Annotated in this window: 16 protein-coding genes; 11 read left to right on the top strand and 5 right to left on the bottom strand. The window is 68.9% G+C overall.

The annotated features are described in order from the left end of the window. Nucleotide 1 precedes the first annotated feature (1 nt). From AC6LJ5_RS06110 to AC6LJ5_RS06100, 3 genes are all read left to right on the top strand, one after another. Complete coding sequence (locus AC6LJ5_RS06110) at nt 2–262, top strand: PP0621 family protein (protein WP_498140063.1); 261 nt, start codon at nt 2–4, stop codon at nt 260–262. 184 nt (nt 263–446) lie between these two features. After that, entirely contained in the window at nt 447–1,025 is a 579-nt protein-coding gene (ampD, locus tag AC6LJ5_RS06105) for a 1,6-anhydro-N-acetylmuramyl-L-alanine amidase AmpD (RefSeq protein WP_392408800.1), read from the top strand. A gap of 29 nt (nt 1,026–1,054) precedes the next feature. Continuing rightward, the gene (locus AC6LJ5_RS06100) at nt 1,055–1,675 is read left to right on the top strand and encodes a glutathione S-transferase family protein (RefSeq protein WP_498140062.1); all 621 of its coding nucleotides are present in this window, start codon (nt 1,055–1,057) and stop codon (nt 1,673–1,675) included. On the opposite strand, the gene AC6LJ5_RS06095 is transcribed toward AC6LJ5_RS06100, so the two are convergent. Beyond that, nucleotides 1,626–2,477 (bottom strand): IclR family transcriptional regulator, encoded by an 852-nt coding sequence (locus tag AC6LJ5_RS06095; protein ID WP_498140061.1) that lies wholly within the window; start codon nt 2,475–2,477, stop codon nt 1,626–1,628. The genes AC6LJ5_RS06100 and AC6LJ5_RS06095 overlap by 50 nt on opposite strands. 280 nt (nt 2,478–2,757) lie before the next feature. On the opposite strand from AC6LJ5_RS06095, the gene AC6LJ5_RS06090 reads away from it, so the two are divergent. From AC6LJ5_RS06090 to AC6LJ5_RS06055, 8 genes are all read left to right on the top strand, one after another. Next, nucleotides 2,758–3,762 (top strand): 2-dehydro-3-deoxygalactonokinase, encoded by a 1,005-nt coding sequence (locus AC6LJ5_RS06090; RefSeq protein WP_498140060.1) that lies wholly within the window; start codon nt 2,758–2,760, stop codon nt 3,760–3,762. Between the two features lie 10 nt (nt 3,763–3,772). Next, entirely contained in the window at nt 3,773–4,426 is a 654-nt protein-coding gene (locus AC6LJ5_RS06085; RefSeq protein ID WP_103271217.1) for a 2-dehydro-3-deoxy-6-phosphogalactonate aldolase, read from the top strand. Then, nucleotides 4,423–5,571 (top strand): galactonate dehydratase, encoded by a 1,149-nt coding sequence (gene dgoD / locus AC6LJ5_RS06080; RefSeq protein ID WP_103271218.1) that lies wholly within the window; start codon nt 4,423–4,425, stop codon nt 5,569–5,571. Before AC6LJ5_RS06085 ends, dgoD begins: the two co-directional genes overlap by 4 nt. Before the next feature lie 32 nt (nt 5,572–5,603). Beyond that, nucleotides 5,604–6,998, top strand: a complete 1,395-nt coding sequence (locus tag AC6LJ5_RS06075; protein WP_498140059.1) for an MFS transporter — start codon at nt 5,604–5,606, stop codon at nt 6,996–6,998. Between the two features lie 319 nt (nt 6,999–7,317). Then, nucleotides 7,318–8,028, top strand: coding sequence for an ABC transporter ATP-binding protein (locus tag AC6LJ5_RS06070; protein ID WP_498140058.1), 711 nt, complete (start codon nt 7,318–7,320; stop codon nt 8,026–8,028). After that, nucleotides 8,025–9,413, top strand: coding sequence for an ABC transporter permease subunit (locus tag AC6LJ5_RS06065; RefSeq protein WP_498140057.1), 1,389 nt, complete (start codon nt 8,025–8,027; stop codon nt 9,411–9,413). The genes AC6LJ5_RS06070 and AC6LJ5_RS06065 overlap by 4 nt, the downstream gene beginning before the upstream one ends. A 10-nt stretch (nt 9,414–9,423) precedes the next feature. Beyond that, nucleotides 9,424–10,884 (top strand): ABC transporter permease subunit, encoded by a 1,461-nt coding sequence (locus AC6LJ5_RS06060; protein WP_498140056.1) that lies wholly within the window; start codon nt 9,424–9,426, stop codon nt 10,882–10,884. Nucleotides 10,885–10,948: 64 nt separating this feature from the next. Further along, nucleotides 10,949–13,114 (top strand): TonB-dependent receptor, encoded by a 2,166-nt coding sequence (locus tag AC6LJ5_RS06055; RefSeq protein ID WP_498140055.1) that lies wholly within the window; start codon nt 10,949–10,951, stop codon nt 13,112–13,114. Between the two features lie 94 nt (nt 13,115–13,208). Here the strand turns inward: AC6LJ5_RS06055 and AC6LJ5_RS06050 are convergent, their stop codons facing one another. The 4 genes from AC6LJ5_RS06050 to AC6LJ5_RS06035 all read right to left on the bottom strand — a co-directional run bounded on the left by AC6LJ5_RS06050 (nt 13,209) and on the right by AC6LJ5_RS06035 (nt 18,543). Continuing rightward, nucleotides 13,209–14,405, bottom strand: a complete 1,197-nt coding sequence (locus AC6LJ5_RS06050; protein WP_498140054.1) for an MFS transporter — start codon at nt 14,403–14,405, stop codon at nt 13,209–13,211. Between the two features lie 246 nt (nt 14,406–14,651). Next, entirely contained in the window at nt 14,652–16,550 is a 1,899-nt protein-coding gene (gene htpG, locus AC6LJ5_RS06045) for a molecular chaperone HtpG (RefSeq protein ID WP_392408805.1), read from the bottom strand. Between the two features lie 188 nt (nt 16,551–16,738). Continuing rightward, nucleotides 16,739–17,119 (bottom strand): hypothetical protein, encoded by a 381-nt coding sequence (locus AC6LJ5_RS06040; RefSeq protein WP_103271229.1) that lies wholly within the window; start codon nt 17,117–17,119, stop codon nt 16,739–16,741. Nucleotides 17,120–17,133: 14 nt separating this feature from the next. Then, on the bottom strand, nt 17,134–18,543 hold the full coding sequence (locus AC6LJ5_RS06035) for a DKNYY domain-containing protein (RefSeq protein WP_498140053.1): 1,410 nt from the start codon (nt 18,541–18,543) through the stop codon (nt 17,134–17,136). Nucleotides 18,544–18,749: the final 206 nt, after the last annotated feature.

Genomic DNA, 18,749 nt, shown 5'->3' with positions numbered 1-18,749 from the left:
CGTGGGCAAGCTGCTGTTCTGGATCGTCATCATCATCGCGGTGCTGTGCGTGGCCCGCATCGCCGCCCGCATGGCGGCGGCGCGCGACGCGCGCCCGGTTTCCCCGCCGCCCAAGCCGCCCGCCCAGCCCGGCGGCGGCGCAGAGGCCATGGTGCGCTGCGCGCACTGCGGCATCCATCTGCCCCGCTCGGAAGCGCTGCTGCAGAACGGCCGCACCTGGTGCAGCGCCGACCACGCGCAGCGCGGACCGACCGGCAAATAGCCGGCAGATAGCCCACGAACAACCCACGAACGCCGCCCGCAGGCGGCAAATGAGCGACGATCAGCCGGCCGCCTGCCGGTTGCGCGCCTTCGGTCCGCCGCATCCGGCCCGCTGTCCCTGGGCATGTCTCCAAGCTTGGCATAATGGCCGCTGGAGACACACACTCACCGAGCATCGAATTGCCATGGCCCTGCAACTGGATCGACATGGCTGGCTGAGACCGGCCCCCGGCGTCACCCTCATGCCCTCGCCCAACCGCGACGCGCGCCCCGCCGGCGCGCAGGTGTCGCTGCTGGTGCTGCACAACATCAGCCTGCCCCCGGGCCGCTTCGGCGGGCCGGAAGTGGCCGGCCTGTTCCTGAACCGGCTCGACTACGGCTCGCATCCCTGGCTGGAACGGCTGCGCGGCCTGCGCGTGTCGGCGCACTTCTTCATCCGCCGCGACGGCGCCGTGATCCAGTTCGTGTCCACCGAGGACCGCGCCTGGCACGCCGGCGTGTCGCGCTACGCGGGCCGGGAACGCTGCAACGACTTTTCCATCGGCATCGAGCTGGAGGGCACCGACACCCTGCCCTACGCCGACGCCCAGTACCAGGCCCTGCGCCAGCTGGCGCCGGCGCTGCGCGCGCGCTACCCGCTGGCCGCCGCCTGGGGCCACGAACACATCGCCCCGGGCCGCAAGACCGACCCCGGGCCGGCTTTCAACTGGACGCGCTTCGGGCGCGAAAACGGCTTCGCGCGGCGGCAACTGCCGCCCGCCTGATGCGCCGTCTCATCACTCAAGGAACGGATATGCTGAAGATCTGGGGACGCCTGACGTCCGTCAACGTGCAGAAAGTCATGCTGGCCGTGCGCGAACTGGCGCTGCCGCACGAGTTCATCCTGGCAGGCGGCGAGCATGGCGTGGTCGACACGCCTGACTACGCCGAGCGCAATCCCAACCGTCAGGTGCCGGTAATCGACGATGGCGGCTTCGTGCTGTGGGAGTCGAATGCCATCGTGCGCTACCTGTCGGCCCGCTACGGCGTGGGTTCGCTGTGGACCGAGGATCTGGGCCTGCGCGCCGATGCCGACCGCTGGATGGATTGGCAGGCCACCGAGTGGCAGCCCGCCATGGTGCCGGCCTTCAAGGGCCTGGTCCGCACGCCCGAGGACAAACGCGACCGCGCCGCCATCGACGCCTCGATGCAGCGCGCCAATGCGCGCGCGCTGATCCTGGAACGCGCGCTGCAGGGCCGCGAGTTCATCGCCGGCCGTCAGCTGAGCATGGGCGATATCGCGCTGGTGGCCTCGGCGCACCGCTGGCTGGGCCTGCCGGCCGAGCGGCCGCAGACGCCGGCCCTGTCGGCCTGGTACCGCCGCATCATGATGCGTCCGGCCGCCCAGGGCGTGCTGACGCTGCCGCTGGCATGATCCAGCCCAGTTCCGCCGAGATCCGCATGGCCGCGTCACACACCACCGGCACCATCTCGTCCATGCGCTCCAGCGACATATAGGGCACGGTGCTGGACACGCTGATGGCGGCCACGATGCCGCTGGAGGCGTCGCGCACCGGCGCCGCCACGCAGCGGATCGACGGCTCGTTGTCTTCCAGGTCGAAGGCATAGCCCTGCGCCGCATAGCCGCGCATGCGTTCGCGGAACGCCTCCCAGCCCTGCTGCCCGCCGGGCGCGCGCGACGACACCGGGCCGCCCACGCGGTGCAGCGCCTTCCATTGCGGCTCGTCCGCATCCAGCAGCAGCGCCTTGCCCACGCCCGTGGCCGCCAGCGGCATGCGGTGGCCGACGCGCGAGCGCATCTCCAGGCCCTTCTTGCCGGGAATCTTTTCCAGGTACAGCACTTCGTCGTTGTCGCGCACCGCCAGATGGATGGTGTCGCCGGTCAGCTCGGCCAAGCCGTCCAGGTACGGACGCGCCAACGTGGCCAGCGGAAAGGCCTCGCGCGCCTGGAAGCCCAGTTCGATCAGCTTGGGCCCCAGCGCATAGCCCACGCCCGGCAGCACCCGCAGATAGCGTTCCTGCACCAGGCAGCTGGCCAGCCGGTGCGTGGTGCTGCGCGCCACGCCGATGCGGGCGCACAGCTCCTTCAGGTCGCGCGCGCCGTCGGCCACGGCCTGCACCACGGCCAATCCGCGCATCAGCGTCTGCGTGCCGGCGGGCGCGGCGGCGTCGGGGTCCAGGGGCGTGAGGGAGGAGGCATCGGTCATGGGAATCATCACGGCGGCGAGCGCGGGAAAGAAGACTGGAAGGCGGGAAGACGGGCGGGAAATGCGAGGGACTGCGAGGATCCGCGTGTGATGGCGACAAGGACGGGCCTAAATTTTCCCTATATATGGGATTAAATTCTATATTTTGAGAATTTTCAAGCGCTGATCTAGAATTTTTCCCAACGCCCGGCCGCCGCCCCTTGCGCGAGTCCCGGGCCTGGACACAACAAGGTCCGCGCCCTCCTTGCGGTATCCCGAGCCGGCGCGGCCAGACACGAGACAAACTCAGATGACATCCGCCACGCCCGCCCGCGCCGCCCTGATCGCGCTGGACTGGGGCACGTCCTCGCTGCGCGCCTACCGCCTGGACGGCGCCGGCCGCACGCTGGACGCGCGCCACCTGCCTTGGGGCATCATGCGCCTGCCGCAACCGCTGCAGGACGGCGCCGCCACGCCGGCCTTGTCCGGCTTCGAACTGGCCTTCGAACAGGCTTGCGGCGACTGGCTGCGGGCCGAGCCCGCGCTGCCCGTGATCGCCTGCGGCATGGTCGGCAGCGCCCAGGGCTGGCAGGAGGCCGCCTACCTGGACGTGCCGGTGGACCTGGACCGCATCGGCACGCTGCTGACCGTGGTCGAGCGGCCCGGCGCCACGCCCGTGCGCATCGTGCCCGGCCTGATCCAGCGCCACGGCCTGCCCAACGTGATGCGCGGCGAGGAAACCCAGGTCTTCGGCGTGCTGCGCGACGCCCGCGCCATTCCGGACGCCGGCCTGCTGATCGGCCTGCCCGGCACGCATTCCAAGTGGGTCGGCGCGCGCAACGGCCAGGTCACGCACTTCGATACCTTCATGACCGGCGAGGTCTACGCCGCGCTGCGCGGCCACACCATCCTGGGCCGCACCATGAGCGATGCCGCCGCGCCCGACATGGCCGCCTTCGAACGCGGCCTGAAGGTCGCCGGCGCGCCGGAAGGCCGCGCCGGCGTGCTGTCCACCATCTTCAGCACGCGCGCGCTGGGCCTGACCGGCGAACTGGCGCCGGCCTCGCAGGCCGACTACCTGTCGGGCCTGCTGATCGGCCACGAGATCGCCGCCCTGGCCGCCATGCTGCGCGCGCAGGGCCAGGCGCCCCGCATCGTCCTCTGCGGCGAACCGGCGCTGTGCGAGCGCTACACGCTGGCCATGACCCACTACGGCCTGGGCGCGCCCGAGCAGGCGCAGAACGCCACCGAGCGCGGCCTGTGGCACCTGGCGCTGGCCGCCGGGCTGGTCCCCTCATCCTCGATTTCCGCCTAGGAGCCCATCCATGACGCATCCCGGTCTGCAAACCGCCATGGCCCATTGCGGCCTCATCGCCATCCTGCGCGGCATCACGCCCGCCGACGCGGCCGCCACCGCGCGCGAACTCTACGCCGCCGGTTTCCGGCTGATCGAAGTGCCGCTGAATTCGCCCGAACCGTTCGCCAGCATCCGCGCCATGCGCGACGCGCTGCCGGCCGACTGCCTGGTCGGCGCCGGCACCGTGCTGGATCCGGCCGACGTGGCTCGCGTGAAGGACGCCGGCGGCGAGATCATCGTCATGCCGCACAGCGACCCCGCCGTGATCCGCGCCGCCAAGGCCGCCGGCCTGGCCTCCAGCCCCGGCGTGGCCACGCCCACCGAGGCCTATGCCGCGCTGGCCGCGGGCGCCGACGTGCTGAAAATGTTCCCCGCCGAACAGCTCGGCCCCGTCGTGCTCAAGGCCTGGCGCGCCGTGCTGCGCCCGCCCGTCGCGCTGGTGCCGGTGGGCGGCATCACGCCCGACAACCTGTCCACCTATGCCCAGGCGGGCGCCAGCGGCTTCGGCCTGGGCTCCGCCTTGTACAAGCCCGGCCAGACGGCCGCCGAAACCGGCCAGCGCGCGCGCGAATTCGTCGCCGCCTGGCAACGCGCCTATCCCGCCCAGGAGACCCAAGCATGAAGATCACCAAGCTCACCACCTACATCGTGCCGCCCCGGTGGTGCTTCCTGAAGATCGAGACCGACGCCGGCATCGTCGGCTGGGGCGAACCCGTGGTGGAAGGCCGCGCGCACTCGGTCGCGGCCGCGGTCGAGGAACTGTCGGACTACCTGGTCGGCAAGGACCCGCGCAACATCGAGGATCACTGGACCGTGCTGTACCGCGGCGGCTTCTATCGCGGCGGCGCCATCCACATGAGCGCGCTGGCCGGCATCGACCAGGCGCTGTGGGACATCAAGGGCAAGCACCTGGGCGTGCCCGTGTCGCAGCTGCTGGGCGGCAACGTGCGCGACCGCATCCGCGTGTATTCGTGGATCGGCGGCGACCGCCCGGCCGACACCGCCGCGGCCGCCAGGAGCGCGGTCGAGCGCGGCTTCACCGCCGTGAAGATGAACGGCACCGAAGAGCTGCAATACATCGATTCGTTCGACAAGGTCGAGAAGTGCCTGGAGAACGTGGCTGCCGTGCGCGACGCGGTCGGCCCGAACGTGGGCATCGGCGTGGACTTCCATGGCCGCGTGCACAAGCCCATGGCCAAGGTGCTGATGAAGGAGCTGGACCCGTACAAGCTGATGTTCATCGAGGAGCCCGTGCTCAGCGAGCACTACGAGGCGCTCAAGGAACTGGCGCCGCTGACGTCCACGCCCATCGCGCTGGGCGAGCGGCTGTACTCGCGCTGGGACTTCAAGCGGGTGCTGTCCGAAGGCTATGTGGACATCATCCAGCCGGATCCGTCGCACGCCGGCGGCATCACCGAAACGCGCAAGATCGCCGCCATGGCCGAGGCCTATGACGTGGCGCTGGCGCTGCATTGCCCGCTGGGCCCGATCGCGCTGGCCACCTGCCTGCAGATCGACGCCGGCTGCTACAACGCCTTCATCCAGGAACAGAGCCTGGGCATCCACTACAACGCCGCCAACGACCTGCTGGACTACGTCAGCAACCGCGAGGCGTTCGCCTACCAGGACGGCATGGTCATGATCCCACAGGGGCCGGGCCTGGGCATCGAGGTCAACGAGGAATACGTCAAGGAACGCGCCGCCGTCGGCCACCGCTGGCGCAACCCCGTCTGGCGCCACGCCGACGGCAGCTTCGCCGAATGGTAGGCCGATAGAGGAACGCGAGAGAGGAGACCCCCTTGACCACCGCCACCCACCTGGGCGCGCAAGGCGCCCAGCGGCCGACCCGCAGCCGCTATCTCATCATGGTGATGCTATTCATCACTGTCGTGATCAACTACCTGGACCGCAGCAACCTGTCCATCGCCGCGCCCGCGCTCAAGGACGAGTTCGGGCTGGACACCGTGCACGAAGGTCTGATCCTGTCGGCCTTCGGCTGGACCTATGCCGCCATGCAGATTCCCGGCGGCTGGCTGGTGGACCGCGTGGCGCCGCGCGTGCTGTACGCCGCCGCGCTCATCTTGTGGTCCGCCGCCACGTTCTTCATGGGCTTCGCCAGCAGCTTCATCGTGCTGTTCGTGCTGCGCTTGGCCGTGGGCGCGCTGGAAGCGCCCGCGTATCCGATCAACAACCGCGTCGTCACCACCTGGTTCCCGGAAAAGGAACGCGCCACCGCCATCGGCTTCTACACGTCCGGCCAGTTCGTCGGCCTGGCCTTCCTGACGCCGGTGCTGGCCTGGCTGCAGCACCACTACGGCTGGCACATGGTGTTCGTCAGCACGGGCCTGTTGGGCATCGTCTGGGGCGTGGTGTGGTTCATGGTGTACCGCGAGCCGCGCCAGTTCAAGGGCGCCAACGCGGCTGAGATCGAGCTGATCCAACAGGGCGGCGGCGTGGTCGACCTGGAAAAGCGCGTGACCGAGGAAGATGCCCCCACGGCGCGCCCGCAAGACGGGCTTCCTGCCCCCCAAGGGGGCGCCTTTCGCCTTGGGGCGGCCCGGCGGCGAAAGAAAGCGCCTTTCAACTGGAACGACCTCGGTCTGGTCATGTCCCAACGCAAGCTGTGGGGCGTGTACCTGGGCCAGTTCTGCCTGACCTCGACGCTGTGGTTCTTCCTGACCTGGTTCCCGACCTATCTGGTGAAGTACCGCGGCATGGACTTCATCAAGTCGGGCTTCCTGGCCTCGGTGCCCTTCCTGGCCGCCTTCATCGGCGTGCTCTGCTCGGGCGTGCTATCGGACTTCCTGATCCGCCGCGGCGCCACGGTGGGCCTGGCGCGCAAGCTGCCCATCATCCTGGGCCTGCTGATCTCCACGTCCATGATCGGCGCCAACTTCACCGATTCCACGCCCTGGGTCATCTTCTTCCTGGCCGTGGCCTTCTTCGGCAACGGGCTGGCCTCGATCACCTGGTCGCTGGTGTCGGCGCTGGCGCCGGTGCGGCTGCTGGGCCTGACCGGCGGGGTGTTCAACTTCGTCGGCAACCTGTCGTCCATCTGCACCCCGATCGTGATCGGCTTGCTTGTGTCCAAGGACAGCTTCGCGCCCGCCATCGTGTACGTGTCCTCGCTGGCCCTGCTGGGCGCGCTGTCGTACATCCTGCTGGTGGGCAAGGTGGAACGGATCGAAGCCTGAGTCCCCGTCCGCGCGCTTGCCGCAAAGCCCTTGGCCTGTTCAGGCCAAGGGCTTTTTTCTTGGATAGCCCGGTTCTGCGCGACGGCCTCGCGCCGTGGCCGCGCAGACCGCCGGCCGCATCCACACATGCGCTAAATCCTGCGCCCTTCCGCCTGCGCGCCATGGTGACCATGGCTTGTCCGCTCCATTTTTGTTATGTTATAACAATCCAAATTGTCCAAAAACTGCTCACTGCGATCGGTGTGCCCCCCAGCGCCGTTCGCCGCGCGCCGTGGCGCCACGGTCGCCCGCAGCACCCCTCATTCAGGAAACTCCCTCCGTGCTCGAAGCCATCGGCCTGACCAAGCGCTACGGCGACCAGACCGCGCTCCATCCGCTGACCCTGCGCATCGCGCCCGGCGAGATCTATTGCCTGCTGGGCGCGAACGGCGCCGGCAAGACCACCACCATCAACCTGTTCCTGAACTTCATCCAGGCGGACGGCGGCAAGGCGCTGATCAACGGCCTGGACGTTGCGCGCGAACCGCTGGAAAGCAAGCGCCACGTGGCCTACATCCCGGAACAGGTCAACCTCTACGGCACCCTGAGCGGCCTGGAGAACCTGAGCTATTTCGCGGCCCTGGCCCTGGGCGAGACGCCGCCGCGCGAGCGCCTGCTGACGTGGATGGCGCAGGCCGGCCTGGACGCCACGGCCGCCGACAAGCGCGTGGCCGCCTATTCCAAGGGCATGCGCCAAAAGGTCTGGATCGCGGTGGCGCTGGCCAAGAACGCCCGCGCGCTGCTGCTGGACGAACCGACCTCCGGCCTGGATCCGTCGGCTGCAGCCGAGTTCACCGAGCTGCTGCAACGCGCCAGCGACCAGGGCGTGGCCATCCTGGCCACCACGCATGACCTGTTCCATGCCCGCCAGACCGCCACGCGCATCGGCATCATGAAGCGCGGCCGCCTGGTGGAGAACCTGGACAGCAGCCAGATCAGCGACATCGACCTGCAGGCCCTGTACCTGGAGCACATGAGGACTGCCGCATGATCGCGCTGATCGCACTGAAGGATCTGCGCGAGCGACTGCGCGACGGCCGGCTGTACTGGGCCGGCGGCATCGTCGCGCTGCTGCTGCTCACCGCGCTGGCGGTGGGCTACGCACACCAGCGCAATGCGCGCGTCGAACAGGCCGCGGCCCAGGATGCCGACTACCAGGACTGGCTGCGACAGGGCGCTCGCCATCCGCACGACGCGGCCCACCAGGGCATGCATGTGTTCAAGCCCGATCCCGCGCTGGCGCTGCTGGACCCCGGCATCAATCCCTATATCGGCAACGCCATCTGGCTGCAGGCGCACCGGCAGAGCGAAGTGAAATTCCGGCCGGCGCAGGACGCCACCGGCCTGCAGCGCTTCGGCGATCTGTCGGCGGCGTGGATCCTGCAGGCGCTGGGCCCGCTGCTGGTGATCGTGCTGGGCTTCAATGCCTTTTCCGGCGAACGCGAACAAGGCACGCTGCGTCAGGCGCTGAGCCTGGGCGTGGCGCCGCGCCAGCTGCTGTGGGGCAAGGCGGCCTCGCTGGGCCTGAGCCTGCTGTTGCTGCTGGCGCCGGCGGGCCTGGTCGCCGCCGTCGCCGTGGCGCTGGCCGGCGGCGGCGCGGACGCCGCGCTGCGCTATGCGGCCCTGCTCGGCGGCTATGCGCTGTATCTGGCCATCTTCGTCTTCATCACGCTGGGCGTCTCGGCGACCGCGCGTTCATCGCGCGTGGCCATCACCGTGCTGCTGGCGATCTGGATCGCCAATACCGTGGTGGCCCCGCGCGTCATGGCGCAGGCCTCGCGCGCGCTTTATCCCAGCCCCACGCGACTGGAATTCAACCAGGCGCTGAACGACGATCTCAAGGCCACCTCGGACCGCGTCTGGATGCAGGCTTTCGGCACCACCGAACGCTGGAGCCGCGACGTGCCGCTGAACCAATGGGGCTTGGCGCTCAAGCTGGACGACCAATCCAGCTACAAGGTCTATGACCGCCACTACGGCCGGCTCTGGGACACCTGGGAACGCCAGCAGACGGTGCAGGAAGCGGCCGGCTGGCTGATGCCGCTGCTGGCGCTGCGCGCCTATTCGGCCTCCATGGCAGGCACCGATTTCGCGCATCACCGCGACTTCACCGTAGCCGCCGAAGGCCAGCGCCGCGTGATCCAGGATCTGGTCAGCGCCGATCTGGTGGCGCATGCGGATCCGCTCGGGCACCAGCATTTCTCCTACAAGGCCGGCGCCTCGCTGTGGGCCCGCGTGCCGGCCTTCGATTACCACCCGCCCGCCGCCGGCTGGGCGCTGCGCCACGGCGCGCTGGCCCTGCTGATGCTGTGCGCCGGCCTGGTCCTGAGCCTGGCCGGCGCGCTGCGCGCCGTCGCCCGCCAACCCCTGCTGTAGGAACGCGACGATGTCCGCCTCCCCGACCCCGCGTTTCTTCCTGGTCCTGCGCCACGAGCTGCGCCTGCTGCTGCGCGAACACGTGCTGTGGCTGGCGGGCGGTCTGTTCCTGCTGCTGGTGGCCTACGCCATGTTCAACGGCCTGCTGCAGACCACCCAGCGCGACGCGGCGCAGGCCGCGCTGGCGCAGGCCGACGCGCAGGCGCGCGACCGGTTGCAGGCCCAGCTTGAGCGCATCCTGGCCGGCCAGGAAACGCCCACGCCGTTCGGCAATCCGGCCAGTCCCGCCAACGTAGGCGGCGGCCTGGGCGGGCAATACGCCATCCTGCCCAGCCTGCCGATGGCGCCGGTGGCGCTGGGCCAGACCGACCTGTTCCCCTCGCAGTTCAAGGTGACCTATCAAAGCAAGGTCAACTTCATCCACAACAACGACATCGAGAATCCCTGGCACCTGCAAAGCGGGCATTTCGATCTGGCCTTCGTGGTGGTGTACCTGCTGCCGCTGCTGATCTTCGCGCTCAGCTACAACCTGCTGTCCGGTGAAAAGGAGGACGGCACGCTGCGCCTGCTGCTGTCGCAGCCGCTGACGCTGGGCACCCTGGTGGCCGGCAAGATCGCGCTGCGCGCCGCTGTGCTGCTGGGCGCGGCGGTGGCCGTGCCCCTGGCCGCGCTGCTGCTCGCCCGGCCGCAACTGCTGCACGCCCCCGCCGCCGCCATCTGGTGGACCTTGCTGGTGGGCGCCTATGCGCTGTTCTGGTTCGCGGCGGCGGTGGCCGTCAATGCCTATGGCCGTTCGTCGGCCGCCAACGCCGTGACGCTGATGGCGGCCTGGGTGCTGCTGGTGCTGGTGGCGCCCGTGCTGCTGAACCTGGCCGCCACCTGGCTCGAGCCCGCGCCCTCGCGCGCCGAACTGGCCACGCGCACCCGCGTCGCCACGGCCCAGGCCATGATGCGCAACGCCGACCAACTGTCCACCGACTACGCCCACATGGACCGCCCCGAAGTGCTGCTGCCCAAGGACGGCCGCATCGACATGCATGGCCGCGCCATGGGGCATGCGCGCATGCAGCGCGAGGTCGACAAGGCGATGCAGCCCGAGCTGGACCGCTACGACGCGCAGATGGCTCGCCGGCAGGCGCTGATCACGCGCTACAGCCTGGTGTCGCCGGCCGCCGTGGCTTACGAGGGCATCACCGCGCTGGCCGGCACCGGCGAGCGTCGCCACGCCGCATTCATGCGCCAGGTCGACCGCCATCATCGCGCCTGGAAGAACTACTTCCTGCCGCGCATCGACGCCGGCATGGCGATCGCGCCAGCGGATTTCGCCGCCATGCCGAGATTCCACTGGCAAGAAGAACACCCCGGCATCGGACACGCGCAGGCCGTACGCAGCTTGATGCAGCTGCTGCTGCCGGCCTGCGCCCTGCTGCTCCTGGCGGCCTGGCGGCTGCGCCGCTATCGCCTGGCCTAGCGTCCGTCCGCCAGCCCTGACCGGCGCGCCTCACACGCTTGAACCACGCACCAGAAGAGAACCCATGAGGAAAGTCCTGTCCATCGCCGCGGCCTTCGCGGCCTGCGCGCCCGTGGGCGCCGAAGAAGCGCCCGAGCAGTTGTCCCCCATCACCGTCGAGGCCCGCGACGAGCAGCCCGGCCTGCGGCTGGAATCGCGCAGCGGCACAGCCTCGCGCCTGGGACTGACGCTGCGCGAGACGCCGGCGTCGGTGGAGATCCTGTCGCAGCAGACCATGCAGGAACGCGGCGCGCGCACACTGAGCGAGGCGCTGCGCGGCGCGGCCGGCATGGCCGGCGGCGGTCCGCCGTCCTCGCCCACCACGCTGTCCGCGCGCGGCTTCACCGACATCCTGTACCTGTACGACGGCATGCGCATGTCGGGCGCCGGCGTCACCAACCGCGTCCAGGACACCTGGAACTACGAGCGCATCGAGGTCCTGAAAGGCCCCGCGTCGGTGCTGCAGGGCGACAGCGCCATCGGCGGCATCGTCGACTTCCAGACCCGGCGGCCCGACCGCGACAACCCCGGCCGCCAGGCCATGCTGTCCTATGGCAGCTACGGTTCCACGCGCGCGGCCTTCGGCCTGGGCGACAAGTTCGGCGAGACCGGCGCCTATCGCCTGGACTACAGCCGCAACGACAGCCGCGAGGCCATCGACCGCAACAGCCAGACGCTGGACCACCTGACGGCGGGGCTGTCCTTCGACGTGGCGTCCGCCACGTGGCTGGACCTGTCCTACGACTACTCGCGCGACAGCGGCCACGCCTATTGGGGCACGCCGCTGGTGCCGCGCGGCGTGGCGCACGATCCGACCGGCGTGGTCAGCGCGCCGAACGACATGGTGCTGGACCGCGGCATCGCCCGCAACAACTACAACGTGCGCGACGACAGGAACACGTCCGAAGCCCACTGGCTGCGCGCGCGCATCACGCACCGGCTGACGCCGGCATGGACGCTGCGCAACGATTTCGCGGCCAACAAGGTGGACCGGCTGTGGCGCAACTCGGAGTCGGCCGTGTACCTCGCCCCGGCCTGGATCGACCGCGACCAGACCCTCATCACCCACCACCAGCGCTACATCGTGAACCGTTTCGACGCCACCCACGAAGGTCAACTCGCCGGCCTGTCGAACAAGTTCGTGATCGGCGGCGAGCTGAGCAAGACGCGCTTCGACAGCGAGCGGCGCTTCTCCAACCGCTCGGCCGCGACCGCCGACCGCCTGCGTGTGCCGCTGTTCGGCCCGGACACCGGCTACTACGACAATGACCCGGCGCTGATGGCCGGCGGCGGCAACCGCACGGACTACGCCACCGACGTGCGCACCGCCTCGGTCTTCATGGAGGACGCCATCAAGCTGACGCCGGCCTGGACCGTGGTGGCCGGCTATCGCCACGACCGCATCCGCGTGGACCGGGGCATCAAGGACCTGAACCTGGGCACGCGCAGCGACTTCGGCACGCGCTATTCCTCGAACTCCGCGCGGCTGGGCACAGTGCTGGACCTGACGCCGTCCTCGTCCGTCTATGCGCAGTACACCAACGCCACCATGCCGGTGGGTTCGCTGTTCCTGATGTCGTCCGGCAACGCCGCGTTCCCGCTGTCCAAGGGCGAGCAATGGGAAGCGGGTTTCAAGCAGAGCCTGGACAATGTGGAATGGACCGCGGCGGTCTATCACATCGCACTGGACAACGTGCTGTCGCGCGATCCGAACACGCCCGGCCTGACAGTCAACAACGGCAAGCAGTCGTCGCGCGGCGTGGAGCTGTCGGCGGCCTGGCGCGTGACGCCGCAGCTGACGCTGTCGGGCAACGCCGCCATGCTGAACGCGCGCTTCGATACGCTGACCGAGGCAGACGGTTCATCGCGCGTGGGCAACACGCCGCCCAACGTGCCCGAGCGCGTCTTCAACCTTTACGCCGACTACCGCTTGCGCGACCTGCCGGTCAATCTCTACCTGGGCATGAACCATACCGGCCCCATCTATACCGACCGCGCCAACCGGATCCGCATCAACGGCCACACCACGATGGACGCGGCCATCAGCTACCGGATGCGCAACGTACTGCTGACCTTGCGCGTGCGCAACCTGACCGACAGGCTGTATGCCTACTACGCCGGTCGCTCGGAAAGCCAGGTGCTGCTGGCGCCGGGGCGCACGTATGATCTGACCAGCAGCTTCGAGTTCTGAGGCCGGCGCCACATCCAGCCAGCAGATCAATGAGCATTTGCCGGCACGGATGCAGCGTGGCGGACGCCCCCGCGGCGTCCGCCCACCCGGTCCCTCAGCAGGCCTGCGCGGCCAGCTTGCGGCGCTGGTTGCTGGCGCGTTGCAGCAGCACCAGCGCCAGCCCGGCCACGGCGATCAACGCGCCGGCCACCGGCACCGCCGCATAGCCCATGCCCGCCGAGATCACCGCGCCGCCGGCCGCCGCCCCCAGCGCATTGCCCAGGTTGAAGGCGCCCACGTTCACCGACGAGGCCAGTCCCGGTGCCTCGGTGGCGGCGCGCATCACGCGCATCTGCAGCGGCGGCACCACGGCAAAGGTGCCGAAGCCGAAGATCAACAGGCCCACGGCCGCGCCGACCTGAGTGGACGCCAGCCACGGAAAGGCCAGCATGTCCGCGATCACCAGCACCAGGAAGGCGATCAGGCTGCCGTCCAGCGAGCGGTCGGCATAACGCCCGCCCGCCGTGTTGCCGATGGTGAAGCCGATGCCGATCAGCACCAGCATGGCGGTCACGAAGCCGGGCGACGCACCGGTCAGTTCGGCCAGCGTCGGCGCCACATAGGTGTACAGCGTGAACATCGCGCCGGCGCCCAGCACCGTGGTCAACAGCGCCACCAGCACCACCGGGCTCTTGAGCACGGCCAGCTCGCGCCTGAGGTCCGGACGGCGGCCCGCCTCGCCGGCCGGCAGCGCGGTCCACAGCGCCAGCATCGCCACCAGGCCGAGCACGGCGGTGGCGGCGAAGGACATGCGCCAGCCGATCACCTGCCCCAGCCACGTCGCCGCCGGCACGCCGCCCACGTTGGCGATGGTCAGCCCCAGGAACATGGTCGCGACCGCGCTGGCCTGCTTGTGACGCGGCACCACGCTGGCCGCCACCAGCGAACCCAGGCCGAAGAAGGCGCCATGGTTCAGGCTGGTGACCAGCCGCGCCAGCAGCAGCGTGGTGTAGTTGGGCGCCATCGCCGACAGCAGGTTGCCCAGCGTGAAGATCGCCATCAGCGCGATCAGCGCCTTGCGCCGCGACCAGCGCGACAACGCCAGCGTCATCAGCGGCGCGCCCAGCATCACGCCGATGGCGTAGGCGCTGACCAGCATGCCGGCGCTGGGAATGGAAACGTTCACGCCTTCGGCGATCACGGGCAGCAGGCCCATGGGCGAGAACTCGGTCACGCCGATGCCGAAGGCGCCGACGGCGAGGGCCAGCAGGGGCAGGCCGCCCTTGTTGGCGGGGGTTTCAGGGGTTGTCATGCGCTATTCCTTGGAGTCGTTGGGTCCCGGGGCGAGTCGCGCGCCTGGACGGCTGGACGGCCGGCGCATGCGTGGAAACCCTTAGGAGAGATGGGCGCAGTATGACGGGAGGATCATTGCGGAAAAAGTCCGGCGTTTGCCAAACACCTTTGACTCCTGGTCATGAATCGGGCTCGCGCCCGTCTCGTCCCCGAAAAAGAAAAAGGGCGTTCCGCAGGACGCCCCCTTCCCTACCCCACGCCCCGCTTACTTCAGCAGCAAGGCATTCAAGCGCTTGACGAAGGCCGCCGGGTCGGCGATCTGGGCGCCTTCGGCCAGCAGCGCCTGGTCCAGCAACAGGCGTGCCCACTGGTCGAACTCGTCGTCCTGAGCCGCGCGGATGCGGGCCAGCAGCGGGTGCTCGGGGTTGATCTCCAGCACCGGCTTGACGTTGGGCGCTTCCTGGCCGGCGGCCTTGAGCATGCGCAGCAGATGCGGGCTGAGTTCGTTCTGGCCCACCACCACGCAGGCGGGGGAATCCACCAGGCGCAGCGTCACGCGCACTTCCTTGACCTGGTCTTCCAGCGTCTTCTGCAGGCGCTCGACCAGCGGCTTGAAGTCCTCGGCCACTTCCGCCTGGTGCTTCTTTTCTTCCTCGTCGGCCAGCTCGGCCAGGTCCAGGCCGCCCTTGGCCACCGAGACCAGCGACTTGCCGTCGAACTCGCGCAGGTACGACAGCATCCACTCGTCGACGCGGTCGGACAGCAGCAGCACCTCGATGCCCTTCTTGCGGAAGATCTCCAGGTGCGGGCTGTTGCTGGCGGCGGCAAAGGTGTCGGCGGTGACGTAGTAGATCTTGTCCTGGCCTTCCTTCATGCGCGCCACGTAGTCGGCGAAGGACACGGTCTGCGCCTGGTCGCCGCTGTGGGTCGAGGCGAAGCGCATCAGCTTGGCGATGCGCTCCTGGTTGGCCTGATCCTCGCCGGCGCCTTCCTTCAGCACCTGGCCGAACTCGGACCAGAACGCAGCGTAGTCGTCCTGGCGGTTCTCGGCCAGGTCTTCCAGCAGCGACAGGATGCGCTTGGCCGAGCCTTCGCGGATGGCGCGCACGTCGCGGCTTTCCTGCAGGATCTCGCGCGACACGTTCAGCGGCAGGTCGGCCGAGTCGATCACCCCGCGCACGAAGCGCAGGTACGAGGGCAGCAGCTGGTCTGCGTCATCCATGATGAAGACGCGCTTGACGTACAGCTTCACGCCACGGCGGCCGTCGCGGTCCCACAGATCCATGGGCGCGTGCTTGGGCACGTACAGCAGCTGGGTGTATTCGCTGCGGCCTTCGACGCGGTTGTGGGTCCAGGCCAGCGGGTCGTCGTAGTCGTGCGAGACGGTCTTGTAGAACTCGCGGTACTGCTCCTCGGTCACGTCGGACTTGTTGCGAGCCCACAGCGCGTTGGCCTGGTTCACCGTTTCCAGTTCATCGGTCTTGACCTGCTCGCCCTTTTCCTGATCCCACTCTTCCTTCTGCATGCGGATCGGCAGCGAGATGTGGTCGGAATAGCGGCGCAGGATCTCGCGCAGCTTCCAGCCGTTGAGCAGCTCGTCCTCGTCGGCGCGCAGGTGCAGCGTGACGTCAGTGCCGCGGCTGGCCTTTTCGGCGGCGGCGATGGTGAATTCGCCCTGGCCGTCGGATTCCCACTGGATCGCGTCGCTGGCGCCGGCGCGACGGCTGACCACGGTGACCTTGTCGGCCACGATGAACGAAGAATAGAAGCCCACGCCGAACTGGCCGATGAGCTGGGCGTCCTTCTGTTTGTCGCCGGTCAGCTGCGAGAAGAATTCGCGCGTGCCGGAACGGGCGATGGTGCCCAGGTTGGCCACGGCTTCCTCGCGCGACAGGCCGATGCCGTTGTCCGAGATGGTGATGCTGCGGGCGTCCTTGTCGTAGCGCACCGTGATGGCCAGCTCGCTGTCGCCTTCCAGCAGGGACGGCTGGTCGATGGCTTCGAAGCGCAGCTTGTCGCAGGCGTCCGAGGCGTTCGACACCAGCTCGCGCAGGAAGATTTCCTTGTTGCTGTACAGCGAATGGATCATCAGGTGCAGCAGTTGCTTCACCTCGGCCTGGAAGCCCAGGGTTTCGGACGCGGACGGCGTGGCGGTTTGGCTCATGGGTATAGGCGTATGCGTTGGAAATTTAGGGACGGAATATTCGGACCGGATCCGCAAGGCTGCGCGTCATCCGGGAAACCCTACCGATGTGGGGGCCAATCGCGGGCTTTCAAGGGCGGGCGGCTGATCCGCTCCAACCAGCACACGCGGCGGGTCGGCGAGCCTCGCCCGCCGGCTCGCGACTCGGGTCAGCCGCGATACTCGCTGGCGATGCCCGTGTCCGTCAGCTGCCGCCGCAGCGTCTCGATGCTGGCCTCCAGCTCCGCCTTGGGCGCGCGGCGGAAGCGGATGTTGTCGACGCTGAAGATGTATTCCCCGCTGCTGCCGGCGTGCCGGGTCTGGACGACGAAGGCGCCGACGTAGCCGGCACGTTCCGACCCTTGCGCCGAGAACACCACCCGCTCGATGTCGCCCAGCGGATAGCGCCGGCTGACGACGCGGCCCGCCACCAGGTGGCCATCCTCGATGCGAAAGGCATGGGCGCGCTTGACCGCGGCCAGGCCCGCCAGCGGGCCGCCGATGCACAGCACCAGCAGGACGATCAGGAACAGGACGATGGTCGCGTTCATGGCGTTGAATCAACCTAGAAAATCGAGAAGATCTTGCGGTAGCGCGTCTTGGCCTCCAGCACGGTCTCGTACTGCGGCACCGCCAGCTTGCCGCCGCGGATCAGCTTGCGGATATCGTCGGCCGTGATCTGCCGCGTCTCTTGCGAGCGCAAGAGGAAGTCCGCCGCGACGGGGTCCAGGATCTGGTAGATCGGGTTGGAGATAAGCTGCGATGGCCCCATCTCGTCGAAGTAGTAGAGCGTGCCGCCCTTCTGCCAGACCGTGCCGAAGTTGTGATACACGACGCCGCGCTTGACCCACGCGCCGTCCGGCGCGTCCCGCAGCCGGTTGACCAGAGTGGAGCGCGACACCAGCCCGCCACCGCCGCCTCGGGTGGAACGGGCCCAGACTTCCTCCGCCCGCAGGAACAGCGTCTGCGCGCCGTCCGAATAGACGTAGGGCGACAGCTCGGCATACGCCCCCGAGGCGAAAGGATCGTCGCCCGCCCGTTCCAGCTGCCGCGTCTGCGTGTTGTAGAAATACAGGCCGTCCTTGCTGGCAAACAGCGCCTGGTAGACGTGCCGGCCTTTCTCGTTGATCAGCCGGTACGGCGCATGCGCGGCGTCGAAGGGCTGCGCGCCCACGTACACCATGCCGTCGCGCGGGTCGCGCAGATAGGGCTGCCGGTACAGGTCGCCCACCATGAAGGCGTGCAGCGCGGGATCGTCCGACAGCGGCAGCGGCTGCTCGTGGAAATAGACGCGGCTCCCATCGGCGAAGAAATCATCGCTGGGCCGCACGTCGCCATCCCGGCCCGCCGGCACGCGCCGGAGCGTGGCGGGGTTCGCCTGGGGCATCTCCAGGCCCCGATAGAACGCGCGCGCGCCGTCGGTGGCCAGGTCGCGGTCCAGCAGCGGCCGATAGGGCCGGGCGCTGGCCGGCAGGGCCACGTAGGGATACAGGTAGGTCTGCGGCTTGGGCCCCGCGCCGGCCCGGTGCAGGATCTTCTGCCAGAACTCGTCCAGCGGCTCCAGCTCCCGGTTGAGCCTGCTGTGCATCGAACAGAAGTACGTGGCCGCGCCGTCGCTGAAGTAGCTGTTGCCCAGGTAGCGCGCCGATGCCGGCCGCAAGTCCGGCAGGATCAGATTGCCGCAGTAAACGTGGCGCTGGTCCCAGCCGGCCTGCCTGCCGTCGAAGGCGCCGGTGTCGAAGGCCTGGAAGCTCGCCGGGTCCGCCGCGTCGATGCGGTAGTAGCCGTTGCTGGGCACGGCGGCATAGACGGCATCCTGGTAGCGCTTGTAGATGCTATTGCCATAGGACTGCCCATGGTCGATGGTGGCGAAGTTCTCGTCATCGCCCGACATCAGCCAGAACAGCAGGAACATGGGCAGGATCGCGACGATCAGCACGATCGTGATGACGATCCGTTTAGCTCTTTTTTGCATGGCGTGGCGGTCCGGCGGGCGCGGTTGCGCGCCCTGGCCGGCCCTGGGTTGGCGGCAAGGGATTCTAGCAAGCGGCCCGTCCCCGACCGACCGCCCGTCCACGCGCCGCGACAGCGGGGTCACGCGGCGGGGGCTTCCCCGCTAAAATCCCGCACTTTCTTCCCATCCCCCCGTCCCTGGCCGGCCCATCCGCCATGCAACCCGCC

This window comes from Achromobacter sp. 1011791174 (genome assembly GCF_059760925.1).
This window is presented reverse-complemented; position numbering and strand designations above follow the sequence as displayed.

Coding starts and splice junctions, on each gene's coding strand:
- AC6LJ5_RS06090 (WP_498140060.1), top strand. CDS start 2,758: ATGACATCCGCCACGCCCGCCCGCGCCGCCCTGATCGCGCTGGACTGG.
- AC6LJ5_RS06035 (WP_498140053.1), bottom strand. CDS start 18,543: ATGCAAAAAAGAGCTAAACGGATCGTCATCACGATCGTGCTGATCGTC.
- AC6LJ5_RS06050 (WP_498140054.1), bottom strand. CDS start 14,405: ATGACAACCCCTGAAACCCCCGCCAACAAGGGCGGCCTGCCCCTGCTG.
- AC6LJ5_RS06095 (WP_498140061.1), bottom strand. CDS start 2,477: ATGATTCCCATGACCGATGCCTCCTCCCTCACGCCCCTGGACCCCGAC.
- ampD (WP_392408800.1), top strand. CDS start 447: ATGGCCCTGCAACTGGATCGACATGGCTGGCTGAGACCGGCCCCCGGC.
- htpG (WP_392408805.1), bottom strand. CDS start 16,550: ATGAGCCAAACCGCCACGCCGTCCGCGTCCGAAACCCTGGGCTTCCAG.
- AC6LJ5_RS06065 (WP_498140057.1), top strand. CDS start 8,025: ATGATCGCGCTGATCGCACTGAAGGATCTGCGCGAGCGACTGCGCGAC.
- AC6LJ5_RS06060 (WP_498140056.1), top strand. CDS start 9,424: ATGTCCGCCTCCCCGACCCCGCGTTTCTTCCTGGTCCTGCGCCACGAG.
- AC6LJ5_RS06100 (WP_498140062.1), top strand. CDS start 1,055: ATGCTGAAGATCTGGGGACGCCTGACGTCCGTCAACGTGCAGAAAGTC.
- AC6LJ5_RS06055 (WP_498140055.1), top strand. CDS start 10,949: ATGAGGAAAGTCCTGTCCATCGCCGCGGCCTTCGCGGCCTGCGCGCCC.
- AC6LJ5_RS06040 (WP_103271229.1), bottom strand. CDS start 17,119: ATGAACGCGACCATCGTCCTGTTCCTGATCGTCCTGCTGGTGCTGTGC.
- AC6LJ5_RS06085 (WP_103271217.1), top strand. CDS start 3,773: ATGACGCATCCCGGTCTGCAAACCGCCATGGCCCATTGCGGCCTCATC.
- dgoD (WP_103271218.1), top strand. CDS start 4,423: ATGAAGATCACCAAGCTCACCACCTACATCGTGCCGCCCCGGTGGTGC.